Below are 21,183 nucleotides of genomic sequence, written 5' to 3' on the forward strand. Positions count from 1 at the left end.
AAAGAATCCTCAAGGCTGATTACTTTTGTGTTTATTTATTAGCTGAAACGCCCCAAGGGCAACCCATGAGTTTTATTTCAAATTTATTTTCCCCTTCAAATAATCCCAAGTCTTTGGGAGCCAAATTTAGAAACCAAAGACAAAAAGATTTGGAAGATTTATTTTTTCAGAATTTTTCAAAAAGCGAGCCAATTCGAATATTAGACGTAGGGGGTGCTGCTTATTTTTGGGATAACAGTAGCCTTCCCGCACTTCCTAATATTGAAATAGTTCTGCTGAATCTTCAAGAAGAACAGATCCTAAACCCCAAATTCAAATCTGTAGTAGGTGACGCTACCAATATGCCGGAATTTGAAGAGAATAGCTTTGACCTTGTGTTTTCCAACTCAGTGATTGAGCATTTATACACGTGGGAGAATCAGCAAAAAATGGCAAATGAAATTATGCGTGTTGGTAAAAAACATTTTATCCAAACCCCTAATCGCTATTTCCCAGTTGAAGCACATTACGCGATTCCTTTTGCCCAATACTTTCCTGCGAGTCTCCTTTACTTTTTACTTACTAAAACAAAGCTAAGTAGACTGCAAAAATGGGATCCTAAAGCAGCACAGCAATACCTAGATGAAATCCGATTACTAGATCAAACCGAAATGCAAGCCCTATTTCCTGGATCTAATATGTATCTGGAAAAATTTATGGGAATGATCAAATCAATCTCTGCTCACAATTTGGCTTAATCGGCAAATTGAAGTCTCACTAGATTGGCATAAAACCCATCTTCTCTGCTGAGCAAATCAACGTGATTGCCTTGTTCTACGATCTCTCCTCCACTTAGAACATAGATTCTATCTGCTTTGCGGATAGTGGCCAATCGATGCGCAATGATGATAGTAGTTCTCCCTTTCATCAGCTCATCCAAAGCTTCCTGTACTAGTGATTCGGATTCTGCATCTAAAGAAGATGTAGCTTCATCCAAAATCAATATGGAAGGGTCTTTCAATATAGCACGGGCGATTGCTACTCGCTGTCTTTGGCCACCTGAAAGTTTCACCCCACGCTCGCCTACCAAAGTATCTAGCCCCTCTGGGAATTGTGAAATAAACTGCCAAGCATTAGCTTTTTTAGAAGCCAAAATAATTTCTTCCTCCGACGCTCCAGGCTTTGCGTAAGAGATATTTTCACGAATAGAACCTCCAAAAAGCAATACTTCCTGAGGCACCATACCCACATGTGATCGAAGATTTTGCAAGTCCCACTCGTTCAATTTACGATCGTCAACGAAAATTGATCCTTTCTGCACATCATAAAAACGCATCAACAGCTGTATGATGGTAGACTTTCCTGCTCCAGAGTGACCAGCCAAAGCTACTTTTTCTCCTGGATTCACATGAAATGAAAGTTCTTTCAGCACTTCCATCTCTGGTCGTGTTGGGTAATGAAAGCCAACATTTTCGAAAGCTATTTTACCCTGGAAATTTGTAGCCTTAATTCCAGTCACTGACTCAGGCTCCTCATCCAATATTTCTAACACTCGCTCAGAAGATCCAATAGCTTTCTGAACCTGCCCATATATATCTCCCAAACCTGCGATCGATCCACCGATAAAAGTGGTGTAAAGCACAAACGAAACTAACTCTCCCACACTCATTTCGCCAGAACTGACCAAACTTGCCCCATACCACATGACGGCTACTATACCACCGAACAAGGCAAAAATAATGAACGAAATAAATGCACCTCTGTACTTTGCAGCCCGTAAGGCGACTCCAACCATCCTATTCAATCCACTCCCATACCTGGCAGACTCGAATGCCTCACCCACGAAGGATTTAACTGTACTGATAGATTGTAGCGTCTCCTCCACTATCACATTCGCTGCGGCCAGCTCATCTTGAGTGCTTTTGGATAGCGTTCGAATAAATTTCCCAAAAACCATGGCTATCACCACTAGTACAGGAAAAGTAGCAAGCATGAAAATAGTTAACTTCGGTGTATTGACCATCAGGAAAATCACACCTGCAACCAAGGTCACCACCTGTCTGAAAAGCTCTGCTAAGGTAACCGAGAAGGTATCCTGAAGCATACTCACATCAGAAGTGATCCGGCTAATCAATTCACCAGTTCTACGCTTATCAAAAAATGTCATCGGTAAGCGCACCATTCTAGAGTACAATGCAAGGCGAATATCGCGCATGGATCGCTCTGAAACTAAGGCAAAAAGCCATACGCGGAAAAAAGAAAATATACTCTGCACAGCTAGTATCCCTACCAAGATCAGCGCTATAGAATTAATATCACTTACTATCCAATCCGTACCCTGAGCTGTATCGATAAGCTTACCGGCTACAAAGGGAAACGTAAGTAGGGTAAGGGAAGAAAAAACCAGGAAAACCAATCCTAAAAAGAATAATCCCTTGTAAGGCATCAAAAACTGAAAAATGCCTCCTAGTTTACTTAAATTCTGCTTATTCAATTTCCTCTTCTCGCTCTCGTCCAAAGCAGTTCCTCTTTTCTTAGCCATCCTTTGATTTTCGTATTAAGGGGACAAACTTAATGCTTTTTCGCAAGGATTGCTTTCCCAAAAAAGAAAGGTTTCACGATCATGAATTACTAACTAATTCATAAAAAGTATTATCTCGTAAAGACTACCTCGCAATCGGATGTAGAATTCGTAAATAACTAAGTAAGAATATGAGGAATACAGCTACTATCTGCCCAATTGTGCATCAACCAATTCTCGCTTAAGTTTACGCTCACGATCAAGCATATTCTTGCGGTGATTATCAAATTCTTCCTGCACCTCGGCCAAATCCTTCTGAGCTTTTCTTATTTTTTTGAAACTACTGAAATATTGGAAAGAGAAAATAGCAAGCGCACTTGCAAGCACAGCGACTAGAATCCACATAAAAGAAGAATACACGGCTTTATGAATCCCCATTCCAAGGAAAGAGAAGTTATCCTTTTCAGATATAGCCTCCTGCTTCTCTGTCTCAGCAGTGACTAAAATACTCTTGAGATTTTTGATAGAATCTTTTTCACTCACTATCAAACCCTTAAGATCGCCAACCTCAGATCTCATAGTACGCATAGAATCCAGAATGTTGGACTTAAGCTGATCCAGATTCGTTCTTTTTACTACTTTATATTCTTGAAAATTATTGGAAACACTGTAGATGTATTCAAACTGACTATCAATAGTCCCTGAATCAAGTGACCCTTCCTCTGTAGTTTCAGTTTGGGCAAAAGTGAAGAAAGGAATGGCAAATAAAGAAATCGTAATAAGAAAAAGGGGCAGTACTCTTTTCATTGGGTAATTAATTTACAAACTAGGGTGAAAGGCTTCAGTGTCCAATAAACATGCCTTGGAAGGCAAATACAAGGGCATATTTTGTCACTGGAAACAGCGTCTTCGTAATATATAATTGTTTCTTATTGATTATCAACAATTTAAAAAGTTTTTTGAGTGACTATTTATTATCTCATTTTTATATAAACCTTGATAAGGGGACAATTCTGCTGGTTTGGCTCTCGAGCGAATTTTATCAGAACTTAATGAAAGAGGGAAATAGAACCACGTATAATCTATTGGAAACTATCTAGATCTCTTTGACTGTATCCACTTGTGAAGCAATCCAAGCTGGTCTTGAAGATGCAAAAAAGGTAATCATTATCATTGCTACACTTATCCAGAGGAAGTCACTCCAAATCATTTTCACCGGATAAGCATCCACCACTGCCGAAGATATCCCTAATGAAACTAATCCAAAAGACTGCTGAATCCAGCAAACCAAATATCCGAGAATTAAACCTATCGCAGCACCGCTAAAAGCGATCAAGGCTCCTTGCTTCAAGAAAATTCTTCTAATTAATTTCTCTGGTGCACCCATGGCTTTTAGTACCGCTATATCTTTTTTCTTTTCGATGGCGAGCATACTCAGCGAAAAGAAAATATTGAAGGAGGCTATCGCCAAAATAAATGTCAACGTAAGGAAGACAAATAGCTTTTCCATCTGAACTGTACGGATAAGGTCTGAGTGTTGCTCATCTGCATTTTTCACTAAGAAGTCCTCTCCAAGATGCGCCTTTAGCCTTTTATGTACTTCAGCGATAGTATAGCCTTTGGCAACCTTCACTTCAAGCGAAGTTCTTTTGTCTCCGTATTTCAGTAAATCTCTGACGAAGAAAAGCGGTGCAATCACATATTCATCATCAAACTGACGCTCTCCAATACTGAAATAAGCAACAGGATTTAATACTGCAGATTCATAGAATTGGGAAGGGTCGATCGACGCGGCGCTTCTAGGTGCCTTTGGATAATATATTTTCAGAGGCACATTTACATTATCCAAATTCACCGAAAGAAAAAAGCCAACGCCTCGACCTAAAATAGCAGCTGGATTAAGCTCCGTCCCCAGAGTAGTATCTCCCCAAAAGTAGCCTCTGGAAAACCTCTCCTGATCCAGGAAATTATCCGAAACACCTTTGATTCTGCCAATCATTTGATTGCCATTATAATCTAATAAAGCATTGTCTTCAATGACCTCCGTAAGAATCGCTACACCTTCAAGATTTTTGATATTCTCCAGCCATTCTTCATCTGTCATAAAGCTTTTGCCTACAACTGCCTCAATTTTCAGCTCCGCGTCAAAGCTTGCGAAAAGACCGCGAATCAAATCCTCCAATCCATTGAACACAGACATCACTATCACCAAGGCCATCGTGCCTACAGCAACTCCTATCATGGAAATTCTGGACAAAATGGTGATGAAGTTCCGCTTCTTCTTGCTACGGAAATATCTGGAGGCTATGAAAAAGCTGAGATTCAACGTTAGCTAGATTAATCCTCTTCTTCTTGGTCTTCTTCCTCAGGTGGTGCTGGTGGAATAGACAGACTAGAAATCACCTTGTCCATATGCTGAGCATAGGCAGCAGAGTCATCCGGGAAAAAGGCAATTTCAGGAATAACACGAACCGACTTTCCAATTCGCTTGGCTAGCTGATGTCTGATTTCCTTTTTGTGTTCATTGATCAGCTTGTAAGTCGCTTGTGGGTCAGCTAATAGAAAGCTTAGGTAAACCTTTGCCAAACCCAAATCGGGGCTCATCAAAACGCGCGTGATCGTCACCATAGCCCGTCCGACTAGGTGTTTTGATTCCTTTTGAAATATATCTCCGAGCTCTTTTTGGATCAGCTTGGAATATTTTTGTTGTCTTTTACTTTCCATATGAAGTATTTGTGGTGCAAATTTAGCGAAATAGTTGGGCAAGCTTTAATTTTGGGCAAAACCTACCAAACACTCTTCTCCAATTTACCTTGTTCAGTTTTTTTAAATTAAATGATCCCTTCAGACTAATCGGCATAGGAATATACATTCTCCTGCTGACAATAGTCTATTTGACGCTTAATCCTTTCCCACTTACCAATCCACAATTGACTTGGATGCTACTGGGAGAGCGCCTTGGGCAAGGCTATTATTTATATCAAGATATCATAGATGACAACGGACCTCTGTCCGCTGGGTTCTTTACATTCATGGATTTGCTATTTGGTCGAAGCCAATTCGCATATGAAATTATAGGAAGGATACTTATTGCTTTTCAGATCCTGTATTGGAATTCCATGTTGATCAAGTTCAAGGCTTTTGACGTCAACACCTACATGCCTGCCATTATTATGGCAGCCCTATTCCATTTTTCCTTTGATTTATTGAGTTTAAGCCCAGCATTATTAGGCAGCTGCTTTTTGATGTTAGCACTAGGTCAACTTTTCTCCCAGACTGTCTTACAGAAAGACACGAGTGAGTCTACTTTATTAATCGGGATCTATGCAGGTCTGGCTACAGGATTTCATCCGAATTACATCCTCTTTTTACCTTACATGATTTTCACAGGGATCGCTATCAGTGGCTTTTCCTTCCGACAATTATTGTTGTCTCTAATGGGATACGCACTACCTCTGTTATTAATTTCTGTATTCTATTTTTGGAAAGATGGTTTAGAAGAAGCAATTCAAATTTGGCCATTAACATTTCTTTCTGAGAAATATGAGTATCAGTCGCTAATAAACTGGCTAATCCTTGGAATATTTCCCCTTTTGTTAGCTGTGGTGGGTTATTTCATTGCTACGGTTTTACGAGGTTCCACGATCAACCAACAGAAGCAACGGCAGCTTGTCATTATCTGGTTGCTCTTTTCAGCAGCAGAGTTTTTCATTATAAAGAAGCAAGCTGCCTATCAATTGGTAATACTAATTCCAGGACTCACCTACCTTATCACCCAATTTTTCCTGAATATCAGAAAGGAATTTATTGCCAAAATCGCATTCTATCTTCTAGTCCTAGGACTTCCTGCTGCCAGCTTCTGGTACTGGCAACAAACTATTCCGGGTTCAGAATATTTCGTAGGTAAAAGTAAAGCTGACTATTCAGGTGATATTTTAGTAATGGGTGATGATCTTTCACCTTACCTCAATTCCAAACTGGGAGGACCATTTCTTAATTATCGCCTCAGTAAGCTTTACCTTGATCAGGATCGTGGTTTGAGAGAAAAGGCAAGACTTTTTCAAATGCTTCAAAAGCAAAAGCCTTCACTAGTCCTTGATCCCAATGGTGACTTCGAAAAACTACTCAGGCAATTTCCAGCCTTAGATGCCCAATACAGCAAAACTTCCGATGGAATTTTTACTTTGAAAAAGTAGCTTAACTAACTTTTACAAAAATAGGGAATAGGTGACTTTATAATTTAATCACTTGATTTCCAGATTAATAAATCCTATTTTTAAGGAGAGGCATTGCTTTTTTATACTCCTAATATTAGCTTTTTCATGGAATCACTCACCCAATTGTTGGACGCTTGTACCTATCCCGAAAAATTGCAGTTGGTGGAGTATGCCAAGATCAAGAACCCATCTGGTGGGAAGAAGTTGATGCTCATGAAGCTCTTTGTGCATCATCCTGGTCTTTCCGATTCAGAATACTCTCAAAAAATATATAAAAAGCCTGAATGTCCTGCTTACTTCCAATTGAAAAAAAGGGTAAAAGATGAGTTTGAAGAGCTTTTTATCCTGCTAAAGCCTGTTTGCACAAAGAGGGAAACTCAACTACATATCGAATGCTCAGAGCTACTTCTCAAAAGTCAACTTATTCTTGCTCGAGGTATACGATCAGAAGGAGCCAAATTGCTAGAACGCGGACTTAAAATGGCAGTTAAACATAGTTTTCATGATTTGGTGCTTACTATTTATAGTACTGCTATTCGATTCGAACTATGTGAAGTGCTCAATAATAATGACTTACCTGAACTCGAGATAGTAATCAAAAGTCATTTACAATTACTGATTAAAAAAAACTACCATAAATCTGATGATCAAACTCAGTCTAAAAATCAGCATTTGAAGACTATGATCCGAAAACTCAATTACAGCCGGAATTCATGGTCCAGATTGAATGACATTAAAAAGTCCATTAAGCATCATGAATATGAAAATGCACTATTCTTAGTCACCGAGGCAGAATCAGAATGTAATTACGCCACCGAGGCTAAAACAAGGGATGAATTACTACTAGCTAAGATGTCTATTCTTCTTGCGAAACGTGAATTCCCCGAACTTCTTGAAGAATGTATTGACTTAGGAGATACTTCTAAATATTCGCAAGAAAATAAGCTCAACCATTCAATGAAGCATTGGTATGCTTTATTCAATTTGAATAAGATAGCAGAAGCACACCAGCTCTTACGGAAATACATCATGAAAATAGCTCCTGATCAAAATCCCAAGTGGGCATATATGGAAGCATATATTTATTTCAAGCAACGTGCACTAACTCCCGCATTGAAACAAATTCATGCCTGTCAAAAAGACTTAAAAGGTGTTCATTCTTATTACCTAGGCTCCAAAATGCTAGAGCTCATGATACTTTTTGATCAGAATGATCAAGACTGGCTAGAATACAAAATTGAAAACTTCAGAAAGTTAATCTCGAGGGACAAATTCAAATCCAATTCAAGAATTACAAACGCATTCCAGCTCTTTTCAAAGTTGCAAAAATCGCTCTACAAACCAAAAACGATTGATTTATCACAAGACCTTCTCCTTCTAAATCTACAAAGTGAAAAAGCCGATTTAAAGTGGAGTCCTGATTCATTTGAATTAATCCGTTATGACACCTGGATATCTTCTATACTGATAAAACATAACACCTAAAAAATGCCCTTTTTAATCGAAGCGATTTTTTGCTTGTAGTTAACATTCTCATTTTTTGCAAAAAACAATGTCATTAATAGCACTCATTTTTCCAATTACTCAAATGATTTTCAGTTAATTATAATTTTTTAATTCTTAATTTCCGCATAAATCCCCTATATAATTTCCTGTCTATTGCTAGCTAAGTTGAATACCTTGAATCAGGTTTTTAACTGTTTAATTTTCATCATTTTTTTCTGGCGATATGATTCATTCCACACTGGAATTTTTAACTGCTGAATTGAATGCCTTTATCAAATTAAAGGTCGGGGACACTATGGGGAACAGGATATATCTCTCCAGCGTCACCAATGAAGCAGGCATTGCAATCCCGGATCAAAGTCTTGGACTATCCCTAATCAATATTGAGGAGGAGCGAACTATCAAGGAGCAGCGTAGCACCTACATCAACCCTGTTGGGAAAGTAGAAAAGCGAAATCCAGAAATTCAATTGAACCTCTATGTGCTCATCACTGCAAATTTCCAGAATAAGAATTTAAACGACTCCTCAGACGACTATGTAGAAGGGTTAAAGCAATTGGGATATGCCATAGCTTTTTTCCAATCCAAAAATGTGTTCACTAAGGAAAACAGCCCCGGACTGTCTGGTTTCGACCCTGAGCTGATGAAAATTGTGGTGGAGCTCTATAGCTATTCCTTCGAGCAACTCTACAATTTCTGGACTGTAGTAGGCGCCAAATACTTGCCTTCGGTACTCTATAAGGTGAAGACCCTCAAAATTCAGGAAAATGCCATTCAAGAAAGTGGCGATCCTATTGAAAAAATTCACCTTGACACACTTCATAAATCATGAGCATCATCTACACACGCCTAGGCGAAGTAGCTCTTCGCCATGATTTCTACCGTGACGGTTTAGCCAAGGATATACTTCTTTGGCCCACTGATGAAACCGCCCATTTGATGAAAAATGGCAAAATCCTATTTAGGAAAACTCCCGGTGGAATAGTACTTCTCTATCGAGCAGAAGAGGATGAGGTAACCCCTCTTACTCCTCTTCAATTACCTCAATCCTTTTTCTTTTTTTTCAAACCTGAAAATGCTGCAGCATTCCTTCAAATCACAGATTTAGATGATGGGTTAGAGCAGTTTCAAGCAGACAAAGTGCCCTTTTTTCAAAATACACCTGCAAATGCCTCCCCCGCTAGTGATGCCCCTGAGGAGCTAACTTACCAGTTATTAGATGGAAGAAGAGGCAAGTCATTCTCTTTTGAGTTAAGCCTCAACCCAGTACCATCATCAGTTCGGATCAAGGTTAGAAATGCGGCTGGGGATGTGATCTCTCCAGGAAAAGATATAGCTGGAAATCCTTTACCTGATGGATTTGAAGTCAATCCGGATGACCATGGAGTATTTAGATTTCTTTTCGATTTTTCTGGTAAAAAAGAAGGAGTATATACCTTCACTTTGCGCAACTCTGCGGATACTGAAGACCTCTGGTCCAAAAATTACTGGCTTGGGAATTCCCCTTCTTCTCAGCCTTTAGGCTTACTAGAATTACGATATCAGGCAGCTCCCAACCATCTCTATGGACCCAAAGAATATTATCAACTTTCATTCATTAGAAAGGAAAGTCGCTGGACTTATTATGTGGTCAATGGTAATAATAAAGTAGATCTAATTTCGAGTGCGCTTCAAATCCAAGATCAAGGAAATGAAGGCTCAGTACCATATGGAGCTTATGCTTTTGACCAAATAGGTGCCAGTCCAAACGTGGACATTAAAATAAACAATCTGGAAACAGTCGTTTTCCGCTCCCAGGATAAGATTCCTTACTTCGAAATCCCGAAGCTTAATTTTCAACTCCGAAAAACACCGGAAAATCAGGTGTTGATTCCCAATCTTCCAAATCCATCCCGATCTGCCCCGACCAAGCTAAGTGGTGGAGAGGCTAACTCAGAAATATATGTATTCATCTAGCAAACAATCCGAATATGGCAGACTTTAAAACCCCCGGGGTTTATGTTCAGGAAATATCAACCCTTCCCGCCTCCATTGCTCCAGTCGCCACTGCGATACCGGCATTCGTGGGCTATACTGCAAAACGTCAAAAAAATGGAGAGACTATACCCGCAAACAAACCTGTACGAGTCAGCTCTTATTTAGAATACAAGGAGATTTTTGGCGAATCATATCCAGAAGATTATGGAGTGGTTTTAACAGCAGCTGCTGATGGATCTACTATTGTTACAATCACAGATCCTACAAATTTTTCGCCCTATCGCATGACCTACCAGGTCTATATGTATTTCAATAATGGTGGAGGTCCGTGTTACATAGTTCCAGTCGGAGGCTTTGTAGCCGGCCCGAATCCAGCTCCGGCATCTGTGGACCCTGGAGAGTTGATAGCAGGAATCAACGCGCTGGAAGAAGAGGACGAACCAACGCTTTTGGTAGTCCCTGAAGCAGTCATTTTAAGTGCTACTGATCGAAAAACTATCCATGAAACCTTAATCACGCAATGCGCAAAACTCCAAGATAGATTTGCCTTGATGGATGCACTGAATTATGGAGGGCAAAGTGTACAAGAGGATGGAGATTCTTTCCGTGCAGAAGTTGGCTCCAGCGATCTAAAATACGGGGCGGCTTATTACCCTTCGCTTAAAACCTCACTTTATAAATACTATTCCGAATCCAAACTGACTATAACTGACAACCGCGGTGGAGCAGGTCTTGGACCTTTTCATACCAAGAGGTTGGAATCACTTGAGAATGGAGATGCATTTGCTACCGCCACCATCCGAATTAATAATACTGCAAATATTGATGGTGACATTTTTAGTATTGGAGGCAACGTATATACTGAGGGAACACCTGCATTTACCAAAGGGGTTACTGACATAAACACAGCTGATGCCTTATTAAGCGCAATCAATACAACAGCTAATCCACTGTTTACAGCATCACGTACACCTGCCACTTCCATCCTAACTTTAGTAGCAACAGCCCCTGGAGCTTCTGGAGCTTCAATTCCATTAACGTACACTGACAATGGGGATGGTGGTGCAGTCATTTCCGGATCTGGCACTTTCTCCTGGCAAGCTCCAGACAAGACACTCTACAACAACATTATTGCAAAGCTACAATCCAAAAAAATGGAGCTCTACCCATCTGCATCCATGGCGGGAATTTGTGCAAGAGTAGATCGGCAGCGAGGAGTATGGAAAGCTCCGGCAAATGTGGATGTACGCGGAGTAATCAAGCCCGTCGTGGCTGTGAGTGCAGAAGATCAAGGCTTGCTCAATGTTGATCCTACTTCAGGTAAATCAATTAATGTCATCCGCTTTTTCCAAGGAAAAGGAAACTTGGTATGGGGAGCAAGAACGCTCGCTGGGAATGACAATGAATGGCGCTATATCCCAGTTCGCAGACTTTACATTTTTGTAGAAGAATCTGTCAAAAAGGCTACAGAATTCGTCGTTTTTGAGCCTAACGATGCCAATACTTGGCTACGAGTGAAAACTATGATCGAGAACTTCCTCAGTAATCTATGGAGGGATGGAGCACTGGCAGGATCCAAAGCAGAGGAAGCATTTTTTGTGCGAATAGGTTTAGGCAAGACCATGACACCATTAGACATATTGGAAGGTCGCCTAATAGTAGAGATCGGTATGGCGGCAGTGAGACCGGCAGAATTTATCATCCTGAAATTCTCTCATAAACTTCAGGAATCTTAATCCATTTCATTTTAAACACATTTAGCCATGTCAATTCAATCTACACCAGGCGTATATATCGAAGAAATCTCCACGCTACCGGCATCGGTAGCGTCAGTGGAAACAGCGATTCCGGCATTCATAGGCCACACGGATCTAGCTGAAAAAAATGGAGAAGATGTTCGCGGTGTGCCTACACGTATTACGAATATGCTTGAGTTTGAAGGCATTTTTGGAAAAGGAAACCCCGAAACTTTCACCATAACCGTTGAAGACAACTTTGACGTAGCGAAAGGAGCAGGAGAGAAATTAGCAAGTCGAAAAATAACAGCAAATCCGCCAGCTACTGCAAGCCCCTATAAACTTTATTATTGCTTGCAGATCTACTTTTCAAATGGAGGTGGGCCTTGTTACATCGTCTCTGTAAATGATTATGTCAATGTTCCTGTCAAAGGTGATTCTGCTACCCCAGCAAGTATTTTGGGTGGTTTGGAAGCTATCAAGGCTATTGATGAGCCCACTTTATTGGTGTTTCCAGATGTGATCCCAGCAGTCCTTCCAGAAACAGTCGGTTCAGTCTATAAAGACATTTACGATGCCGCACTTTCACAATGTGATATTTTGAAAGATCGATTTGTGGTCCTCGATGTCAAGGATGTCACTGCAGATCCATTTGCCGATGCTCAGAATTTCAGAGATAATGGAGTAGGAATCTCCAACCTAAAGTATGGAGCTGCTTATTATCCCAACCTGAGCACGTCTTTGAATTATGCGTATTCGCCGGCAGTTCAAACAATCACACATACCAATATTTATCCATCAGGCGCTGTGCTTTCAGAAGCTGGAGCTTCAAATGCCTTAACATTGGGCGCTCTGGAAACCAGCGATCCTAGCCTATACCGCAGCATTCTTGCCGAAATCAAAAAGCAGTATGTCACTTTACCTCCTTCAGGAGCTGTAGCAGGAATCTACGCACGAGTAGATCGTCAGCGCGGAGTATGGAAGGCACCTGCAAATGTTGATGTGCGAACTGTAATCGGCCCATCTCGCAAAGTCTCCCATGATCAGCAAGCTGACCTCAATGTGGATGCTACCTCAGGAAAGTCCATCAACGCTATCCGCACATTCACGGGCAAGGGAACGCTGGTATGGGGTGCTCGGACATTGGCAGGAAATGACAATGAATGGAGATACATTCCGGTACGAAGGCTCTATATTTTTATAGAGGAGTCAGTCAAAAAAGCGACAGAATTCGTGGTTTTCGAGCCCAATGATGCCAATACTTGGCTAAGGACGAAAACCATGATTGAGAATTTTCTATCCAAACTCTGGAGGGATGGAGCTTTGGCAGGTGCCAAACCTGAAGAAGCCTTTTTTGTACGAGTGGGGCTTGGTCAGACCATGTCTGCACAGGATATTCTCGAAGGCCGACTCATCATCGAAATCGGATTGGCAGCAGTAAGACCTGCCGAATTTATCATCCTGAAATTCTCTCATAAGCTTCAGGAATCCTAATCTAAACTTTCATCTACAGGCAAACTTAAAATCAAAATATTATGGCAGTAGCATATCCAATTTCCGTATTTCATTTTCAGGTAGAATGGGGCGGATCTCGCATAGGTTTCACAGAGGTATCAGGCCTCACTGTGGAGCTACAAAGTATCGACTATCGTGAAGGCAGCTCTCTTGAATACCATGTGAGCAAAATGCCTGGGATTCCACAGTATTCTAACATCACACTCAAAAGAGGTGTTTTCAGGGCCGATAATGAATTTTTTCAATGGCTCAATACTGTAAAAATGAATAACATAGAGCGTAGAGACCTCACAATAAGCTTACTCAATGAAGAGCATGAGCCGGTAATGGTCTGGAAGGTGAAAGAAGCTTGGCCATGCAAAGTGGAAGGTCCTTCATTAAACTCTACTGGAAATGAAGTGGCGATTGAGACCATTGAGCTTTGCCATGAAGGATTGGCCATAGAAACGCCTTAAGCCATGGCGCTATTTTATCCGCCAACTGGATTCCACTTTCTGGTAAGGTTTGAAGGCCTTTTGCTCAAATATCCGGCTATGCCAGATATCGGTTTCCAAGAGGTATCTGGATTAAGCGTGGAAATTGGAGTTGAGGAGTATGCTGAGGGTGGTGAAAATCGATTCAAACACAGAATGCCAAATCCCATTTCCTACCCTAATCTGGTATTGAAAAGGGGAATGGCCATCAGTTCTCAAATCGCAAAATGGTTCAAGGATAGTGTGGAAGGATTTCAATTTGAAACCCAAGACATCACCGTCATTTTGCTGAGTCCAGAGAAGGTGCCACTTCAAGCATGGAATTTTGTCAATGCCTGGCCAGTAAAATGGTCTGTGGAAGGCTTCAATGCTATGGAAAATTCCATCATGATCGAAAACATTGAATTCGCCTACCAATACTATAGACGGATTAGTCCAGACGACCTTTTATAATAAAACGATGCCTATAGAAATCAAGGAACTCATTATTCGCACGACCGTCGATACTGCCGAAAGTAAGCCGACTGGGAAAGGCAACAAAGTCCCAGACGCAGGTGCTGTCTTGGATGGGATTCGGGAATTGAGTCGAATCATTAAAGAAAAAAACGAACGCTAAAACTTAGCTAAATGTCACTGTCAGATATTTTTTCTCAAAAAGGAGGGTTAGAAAAGCTGAAAATCACGGCTTTCAAGGACGAAAACTACAACGAGTCCACTGCGACTTATGTGGTCATGTATAACCCTACAGCCTTTAGCCAGGAATTTAAGTCCAAATGGATTCCCGAAGAAGGTCCTTCTGATGGCAAACAATATCAATTCAGAACACTTGAGTCAGATTCCGTTTCTTTCGAATTCCTCTTTGATGCAAGTGCGGCTTCCCCACCCAGTGAGGATAAATCAGGAGATACCAATTTTGATTATCTAGGTGATGATAAGCCAAATTTGGAAAGCATCTCTGGCAACAAAATCTCAGCAATCGAGCTAATCAATCAAGACCGACATGTAGATCGTGCGATTCGTAAATTTCTTGATATCACGCAAAACATCCAGTCAGACACACACAAACCAAACTACTTACAGATCAACTGGGGCGCCTACCAATTCCGCGGAGTGCTTGCCACAGCTACAATCAATTACAAGCTTTTCAACAGTTCAGGGCTTCCAATCAGAGCCACAGTTACAGCCAATTTTGACCAATCCCTTTCTCGTCAGGAACAAGCTGCCACCACAGCGAGAACTTCCCCAGATCTGACTCATGAGCGAATAGTCAAAGCTGGTGACACTTTACTCCTAATGTGTAAGAGGATTTATGGTACTCAGGAATATTACTTGGAAGTGGCCAAGGCGAATAACCTAGGCAATTTCAGGAAACTCATCCCTGGCCAAAAGCTCATTTTTCCACCTTTAGCCAAAACTTCAAATGCCTGAATCCTCCACATCTGCGCAAACGCAACTCGATCTAGCCACCTTCAAAGTCTTTTCTGAAGGTCAGGAGCTTCCACCTTCCGTGGGAGTGGCGATGATTGCTGTGCGCAAATCTGTGAACAAAATCCCCATGGCAAAACTGGTGCTTTTCGATGGTGACATCGCAACCGGGGAATTTCAATGGAGTGAAGGAGATTTGTTCAAGCCTGGAGTAAGCCTGCGAATAGACGCGGGATATCACAATCTAGAGGAACCAATTTTCGAGGGAATAATTATCAAACACGGTCTAGAAATCTATTCCGAAAAGGCATCACGACTAGTTATTGAGCTTCGTGATCCTGTAATCAAGATGACTGTCGGAAGAAAGAATAAGTACTTTTTTGACAGCTCTGACAGCGATGTGATGGAAGAGCTCATAGGAAAATACTCCAGTCTTGAAGCTGAAGTGGAAGGCACCGATTTATCTCATGCAGAGATCGTCCAATACCATTCGACTGACTGGGATTTTATCCTTAGTAGAGCTGACGCAAATGGCAGAATAGCTACAACAGAAGCAGGGAAAGTGACCATTCAAAAACCACAGACAACTGCCGATCCTGTGATCGAACTACAATACGGCGACAATGTGGTGGAGTTTGAGGCAGAGATGGATGCCAGACAGCAATTCGCGGCCACAAAAGGATTTAGCTGGGATTTCATCAAGCAAGAAGTCACTGAAAAAGAGGGAGCCGATCCTTCCATGGATTTTCAGGGAGATATAAGCGGAGACGATTTGGCAGGAGTAATAGGACTGGAAGCATTTCAAATGCAACATGGAGGTTTATTGGCTGATGAAGAGCTCCAAGCTTGGACGGATGCTGGACTGATGAGAAGCCGGCTTTCGAAAATCCAAGGGCGAGTGAAAATCCTCGGAGATAATAAAGTAAAGCCAGGTGATATGGTCGAGTTAAAAGGCTTCGGAAATCGCTTCAATGGAAAAGCTTTTGTTTCTGGAGTCTATCATGAGATTTCTCCCAGTCAAAAATGGTTTACTCATTTGGGACTCGGACTCGATCCAAAATGGTTTGCACAACAATATGACGACATCATCGATGAACCTGCTTCGGGCTTAGTCCCTGCAATCAAAGGCCTCCACATTGGGATTGTTACGGTTCTCGAAGGAGACCCTGATGGGGAAAATCGGATAAAGGTTAAGCTCCCTTTAGTGAGCAAAGATGAAGAAGGAATCTGGGCAAGGTTTGCTTCGCCAGATGCCGGAAATGAGCGCGGCTTTTATTTTCGGCCAGAAATTGAAGATGAAGTGATCGTCGCTTTTATCAACGAAGACCCGCGCGATCCAGTGATTTTAGGAATGTTGCATAGCAGCAGCAAACCTTCCCCAATTGAGGAAAAAGATGACAATCACGAAAAAGGGATTATCACTCGAGACAAGCTGAAACTCCTCTTCGATGACGACAAAAAGACGATTTCCATAGAAACACCAAATGGAAATAAAATACTGCTCACAGATGACGAAGGAGCAATTCTTCTGGAGGATGAAAATGGAAACAAGATCAGCATGAACGCGGATGGAATTACCATAGAAAGCAGTGCAGATCTCATTCTAAAAGCTTCTGGGGATATATCTCTAGAAGGAACAAATATAGAAATCAAAGCATCTGCTGAGTTCAAAGCGGAAGGCTCGGCAGGAGCAGAAGTCTCCTCAGGAGGCATGACAGCTATTTCAGGATCACTTGTCCAAATAAACTAATTATGCCAGCAGCAGCGAGGTTAACAGATACAACAACTCATGGAGGAACGATCATCGGGCCAGGAGAAGCTACTGTGTTAATAGGCGGAATGCCAGCGGCAGTAATTGGCGATAATCATGTCTGCTCACTTCCGCCAAATGCCCATCAACCCACAGTGAGCCCTTTTATCGCTGGCAGTGGGACAGTTTTAATTGGTGGAAAACCTGCTTTAAGAGTTGGAGACTCCTGCGTATGCGGAGCCTCTGCCGCTGTGGGAGAACCAACTGTAATCATAGGATAGCATGGAAGACAATAATTCATTTCTAGGTAGAGGCTGGGCATTTCCAGTGACTTTCAGCGCAGAAAGCCAGCAAGTGCATATGGCCGAAGATGAGGATGATATTCAGCAGAGTCTGGTCATACTCCTCAACACTACGCTTGGAGAGCGGATCATGCGTCCGGATTACGGAGCGAATATGGAGGACTTGTTATTCGAAGCATTGAATGTGACCACCGCAAATATGATCGCCAACCGGATCAAAAAGGCGATTCTATTCCATGAACCTAGAGTAAAAACTGAGGATATAGACCTAAGGCCAGATTACAATGAAGGCAGAATCGAAGTGCTGGTCGAATACCTAATTATCGCCACCAACAACCGAAGAAACTTGGTGTACCCTTATTTATTCACAGAAGCAACTGATCTGAAACTATGAGTAAAGACTGCAACGATCTAACCCTTCCCGGCAACGGAACTAGCCGTGCACAGAGACTGATTAAAGGTCTCTTGCCAGACTATGTTCGTGTGGATGAGCGGAAAATGGAGGACTTGCAGTTATTCGCAGTAAAGATTGCTGCTGAATTAAAATTTATAAAGAATGAGAACCCTTGGTCAGGGGATGATTGGTCTGGCTTTTTTGATCAAAAGATTCAGGAAAATCAGTTAACCAATCCGCATTTTGCCCTTTTCCTCGCTTTTTTGAAGCTTTTCAATTTTGCGCAGCAAGACATTAATACCCTTACCCAACGCCATTTAGATTTCTATTATCGCGATGTACTTCGACTGAAAGAAAAGCCTTCGGAGTCAGATCAAGTTTATTTGATTCTCAAACTGGCAAAGCATATTCAAGAACACTTTTTAGCCAAAAACACAGCTTTCAAAGCAGGAAAGGATGATCTGGGTAAAGAAATTCTTTTTCAGTCTACTGATCAAAATGTTATCAATAAGGCTGAGGTCACCGCTTTGATGAGTTTGTATAAGGACAAAAATGGAAGACTATATAAATCTCCAATTGCCAATTCTGCGGATGGACTGGGTGCTGAAATCCTAACGGATGAAATGCAATGGAAGACTTTTGGTACACCTTCAAAGCTCTTTCCAAATCCCGATCGGGAAATAGCAACGATAGGCTTTGCCTTTGCATCTCCTATTTTATTGATGGGAGAAGGCACACGCAAAATCTCCTTAAAAATCAGATTTAAACCTACCGAGGGTTTGCTGGAAAAATTGCGGACGCTGGCCTTGGATGACACCTTCGAGATTTGGCTTAGTGGAGCCAAAGAATGGATCCGAGCAACGATCGGATGGGAAATGACCGAAGAGAATGTGGATGCAGAGATTCTGGCATTTCTAAACAATGCGAAAACTTGGCATGACATCGCTGGCTTAGAACCTCAAGTAGGTCCGGTAATCGATGATCCTGAATTCGGAATCCATCGACCGTTCAAGGGTTATGACATAGGAGAAGTAACCGCAAAAAATATCCTGAGCCGAAGAGATTCTTTCAGCACGAAGCGCTTTTCTACCATTAATCAGGTGATGGCAGTACGGGGAATAGGTGAAGACAAAATCAATGATCTCCGCTACTCTTTCCGCCACACAAATCATAAACTTATTTCTGGCGCAAATGGAATCGATTTGATTCTGAATTGCATGCTTTTGCCAGAAGACCCGGCGGTAGTTAATTATGACCAGGAAGTATTGATCCAGCGAATTCAAACAAATTCACCAGTCATGAAAGTTAATCTGGCGAATACAATTCAAAGTTATGGTTATGAAATCCTGAAAGACTGCGAGGTGTCGAAAGCGTCGATTTCTATCGATGTGACAGGGATAGAAAATCTTATTCTTCAAAATGATCAGACCGTATTACCGATTGGAAAAAACATTCAACCCTTTGGTTTCAGATCGGTTAAAGGTTCCAATTTCTATATTGGAAGCAAGGAAGTTTTTGGGAAATCTCCGAAAACGGTCGAGTTGAAATTCAAATGGCATGGACTGCCTGAAGCTGCCACAGGTTTTGCTGACCAATATGCAGGCTATAGCACCAGAAATAATCAGAGTTTCACGGCGGCAGTAGATTTCTTGGATCAAAAAACATGGAAACCAATAAGCACTTCCAAATCATTATTTCAAGGGAATAATAGTCTTCCTCTAAATTCCGACAAAACAATAAACCTCACAGGTTCCGCATGGGATTCAATTAAGGAAGAACCTGAACTAGAGAATTTCACGACATGGTCTCCAGCTTCCAATCGTGGTTTTCTACGATTAAAGCTAAATACCCCTGATTTCGGACATAAGGAATATCCGCTGCTTTTCGCAAAGGCTGCGCTTTCCAAAACAACCACTACTACAGTGGATGATATTGATCTACCTAAAGAACCTTATACTCCCGAACTCCAGTCTGTAAGCCTAAACTATTCAGCTGAGGAAGATCTAACCTTGAAAAACAGCAAGTGGGATGGATTTTTCCATATGGGAGCATTTGGCGAAGCTAAGCTCTCTCCGCAAAATGACAGCTTTTCACTTTTGCCAGAGTATTCAGATGAGGGGGAATTACTGATCGGACTTAGCGAGCATCAAAAATCACAAAACATTCAACTCCTGGTTCAGATTCTCGATGGCTCAGCCAATCCTGAAAAACCTGTTCCGCAAGTAGAATGGAGCTATTTAGCAGGAAATCAATGGAAGACTTTTGATAAGTTTTCGCTGCTGACTGATGAAACAAATGGATTGATTCAAAGTGGATTAGTGGCTTTTGCCATGCCTAGAGAAGCGGATAACTCGCATACTATTCTCACAGATAAACTTACTTGGTTGAAGGCTTCAGTCAGTTCGGATTCGGATGCAATTCCAGATTTTATCGCGGTATTAGCCCAAGCCATCAAGACAAAATTTGAATCAAACGAAAACGACCCATTGCGAGTTGGCAAGGCGATTTCGAAAGAAACCATCAGCAAACTTAAAATCGGAGATAGCGCCATTAATAAAATCCAGCAGCCTTTTTCATCATTTGGTGGAAAAACTGCCGAAGCCTCCAGTGACTTTTATCAACGCATCGCCGAACGAATCCGACACAAGCAACGAGCGATCACAAGTTGGGATTATGAGCATTTGGTCCTAGAAGAATTCTCTGAAGTATACCAGGTGAAATGCCTCAATCATACTTCCTACGATGGGGATTTGACAAAATATCGTGCTTTGGCGCCGAGGAATGTGACCTTGGTCATCATCTCAAATGTGCAAAACAAGAATGCCATTGACCCACTTCGACCAAAAGCAAGTGTCGCTCAATTGGGTGCAATCCGGGAATTCATCACTAGAATTTATCCTCCTGGAGTTTTTCTCCATGTGGTAAATCCTGTTTTCGAAGAAATCCAGGTAAAGACAAAAGTGAAATTTCACTCTTGGGCAGACAAAAGCTTTTTCGCACGGAAACTGGAGGATGATCTTAAGGCTTTTCTGTCGCCATGGGCTTTTGAGACGGATTTCGATTGGACGTTCAGCGAATCATTACACGGTTCTGTAGTGCTCCATTTTGTGGAAAAACTGGATTATGTGGACTACCTAACCTGCTTTGAACTCTATCATCTGGTCAAAAATCCAGTTTCTGGAGCGCTATTGTCAAGGACCCGAGTGGAAGCGGCCAAAGGAAGTCGTGGCGTGTCGGTACTCGGTTCGATTGGCACACTGAATTCTTATGGGGATCATCTCATAGAGGTTTTGGAAACTGATGATTGTCTATGCGAAGACAATGAGATAAAACCCGCTGCAAGCATTGCATCCGTGGAAAATGAAGACTTGGACGAAGCATTTTGAAA

At 41.6% G+C, this 21,183-nt stretch carries 19 protein-coding genes; 15 read left to right on the forward strand and 4 right to left on the reverse strand.

What is annotated here, in order from left to right; genetic code table 11:
• The first annotated feature begins 65 nt into the window (after window positions 1-65).
• On the forward strand, window positions 66-737 hold the full coding sequence (locus tag BM291_RS00765; protein ID WP_092894263.1) for a class I SAM-dependent methyltransferase: 672 nt from the start codon (window positions 66-68) through the stop codon (window positions 735-737).
• Here the strand turns inward: BM291_RS00765 and BM291_RS00770 are convergent.
• The 4 genes from BM291_RS00770 to rbfA form a co-directional block, all read right to left on the reverse strand.
• Window positions 734-2,521, reverse strand: a complete 1,788-nt coding sequence (locus tag BM291_RS00770; protein WP_092894264.1) for an ABC transporter ATP-binding protein — start codon at window positions 2,519-2,521, stop codon at window positions 734-736. The two genes, BM291_RS00765 and BM291_RS00770, sit on opposite strands and share 4 nt — an antisense overlap.
• A 186-nt stretch (window positions 2,522-2,707) precedes the next feature.
• Window positions 2,708-3,307 (reverse strand): hypothetical protein, encoded by a 600-nt coding sequence (locus tag BM291_RS00775; protein ID WP_092894265.1) that lies wholly within the window; start codon window positions 3,305-3,307, stop codon window positions 2,708-2,710.
• A gap of 289 nt (window positions 3,308-3,596) precedes the next feature.
• A complete protein-coding gene (locus tag BM291_RS00785) occupies window positions 3,597-4,826 on the reverse strand; it encodes an FtsX-like permease family protein (RefSeq protein ID WP_217647276.1) in 1,230 nt (409 codons plus the stop codon).
• An 11-nt stretch (window positions 4,827-4,837) separates the two neighbouring features.
• Window positions 4,838-5,224, reverse strand: a complete 387-nt coding sequence (gene rbfA / locus BM291_RS00790; protein ID WP_092894268.1) for a 30S ribosome-binding factor RbfA — start codon at window positions 5,222-5,224, stop codon at window positions 4,838-4,840.
• Window positions 5,225-5,394: 170 nt separating this feature from the next.
• On the opposite strand from rbfA, the gene BM291_RS00795 reads away from it, so the two are divergent.
• From BM291_RS00795 to BM291_RS00855, 14 genes are all read left to right on the forward strand, one after another.
• Window positions 5,395-6,696 carry a hypothetical protein gene (locus BM291_RS00795; RefSeq protein WP_217647277.1) on the forward strand — a complete coding sequence of 434 codons (1,302 nt, stop codon included), beginning with the start codon at window positions 5,395-5,397 and terminating at the stop codon, window positions 6,694-6,696.
• 126 nt (window positions 6,697-6,822) lie between these two features.
• Window positions 6,823-8,202, forward strand: a complete 1,380-nt coding sequence (locus BM291_RS00800) for a hypothetical protein (protein ID WP_092894270.1) — start codon at window positions 6,823-6,825, stop codon at window positions 8,200-8,202.
• A 244-nt stretch (window positions 8,203-8,446) separates the two neighbouring features.
• The gene (locus tag BM291_RS00805) at window positions 8,447-9,055 is read left to right on the forward strand and encodes a Pvc16 family protein (RefSeq protein WP_092894271.1); all 609 of its coding nucleotides are present in this window, start codon (window positions 8,447-8,449) and stop codon (window positions 9,053-9,055) included.
• Window positions 9,052-10,179, forward strand: a complete 1,128-nt coding sequence (locus BM291_RS00810) for a hypothetical protein (protein WP_092894272.1) — start codon at window positions 9,052-9,054, stop codon at window positions 10,177-10,179. The genes BM291_RS00805 and BM291_RS00810 overlap by 4 nt, the downstream gene beginning before the upstream one ends.
• Before the next feature lie 14 nt (window positions 10,180-10,193).
• Complete coding sequence (locus BM291_RS00815) at window positions 10,194-11,936, forward strand: phage tail sheath family protein (protein WP_092894273.1); 1,743 nt, start codon at window positions 10,194-10,196, stop codon at window positions 11,934-11,936.
• Window positions 11,937-11,963: 27 nt separating this feature from the next.
• The gene (locus tag BM291_RS00820; RefSeq protein WP_092894274.1) at window positions 11,964-13,430 is read left to right on the forward strand and encodes a phage tail sheath family protein; all 1,467 of its coding nucleotides are present in this window, start codon (window positions 11,964-11,966) and stop codon (window positions 13,428-13,430) included.
• A 41-nt stretch (window positions 13,431-13,471) separates the two neighbouring features.
• Window positions 13,472-13,906, forward strand: coding sequence for a phage tail protein (locus BM291_RS00825; protein WP_092894275.1), 435 nt, complete (start codon window positions 13,472-13,474; stop codon window positions 13,904-13,906).
• A 3-nt stretch (window positions 13,907-13,909) separates the two neighbouring features.
• A complete protein-coding gene (locus BM291_RS00830; protein ID WP_092894276.1) occupies window positions 13,910-14,377 on the forward strand; it encodes a phage tail protein in 468 nt (155 codons plus the stop codon).
• 7 nt (window positions 14,378-14,384) lie between these two features.
• Complete coding sequence (locus tag BM291_RS22010; RefSeq protein WP_175499629.1) at window positions 14,385-14,540, forward strand: DUF5908 family protein; 156 nt, start codon at window positions 14,385-14,387, stop codon at window positions 14,538-14,540.
• A gap of 11 nt (window positions 14,541-14,551) precedes the next feature.
• Window positions 14,552-15,352, forward strand: coding sequence for a CIS tube protein (locus BM291_RS00835; RefSeq protein ID WP_092894277.1), 801 nt, complete (start codon window positions 14,552-14,554; stop codon window positions 15,350-15,352).
• Entirely contained in the window at window positions 15,345-17,099 is a 1,755-nt protein-coding gene (vgrG, locus tag BM291_RS00840) for a type VI secretion system tip protein VgrG (protein WP_092894278.1), read from the forward strand. The genes BM291_RS00835 and vgrG overlap by 8 nt, the downstream gene beginning before the upstream one ends.
• A 2-nt stretch (window positions 17,100-17,101) precedes the next feature.
• The gene (locus BM291_RS00845; RefSeq protein WP_092894279.1) at window positions 17,102-17,380 is read left to right on the forward strand and encodes a PAAR domain-containing protein; all 279 of its coding nucleotides are present in this window, start codon (window positions 17,102-17,104) and stop codon (window positions 17,378-17,380) included.
• Between the two features lies 1 nt (window position 17,381).
• The gene (locus BM291_RS00850) at window positions 17,382-17,795 is read left to right on the forward strand and encodes a GPW/gp25 family protein (protein ID WP_092894280.1); all 414 of its coding nucleotides are present in this window, start codon (window positions 17,382-17,384) and stop codon (window positions 17,793-17,795) included.
• Window positions 17,792-21,181: an acetate and sugar kinases/Hsc70/actin family protein gene (locus BM291_RS00855; RefSeq protein WP_092894281.1), complete on the forward strand. Its 3,390-nt coding sequence runs from the start codon at window positions 17,792-17,794 to the stop codon at window positions 21,179-21,181. The genes BM291_RS00850 and BM291_RS00855 overlap by 4 nt, the downstream gene beginning before the upstream one ends.
• The last annotated feature ends 2 nt before the right edge of the window (window positions 21,182-21,183 follow it).

Origin of the sequence: Algoriphagus aquimarinus, assembly GCF_900112005.1 — a bacterium.
GTDB lineage: Bacteria > Bacteroidota > Bacteroidia > Cytophagales > Cyclobacteriaceae > Algoriphagus > Algoriphagus aquimarinus.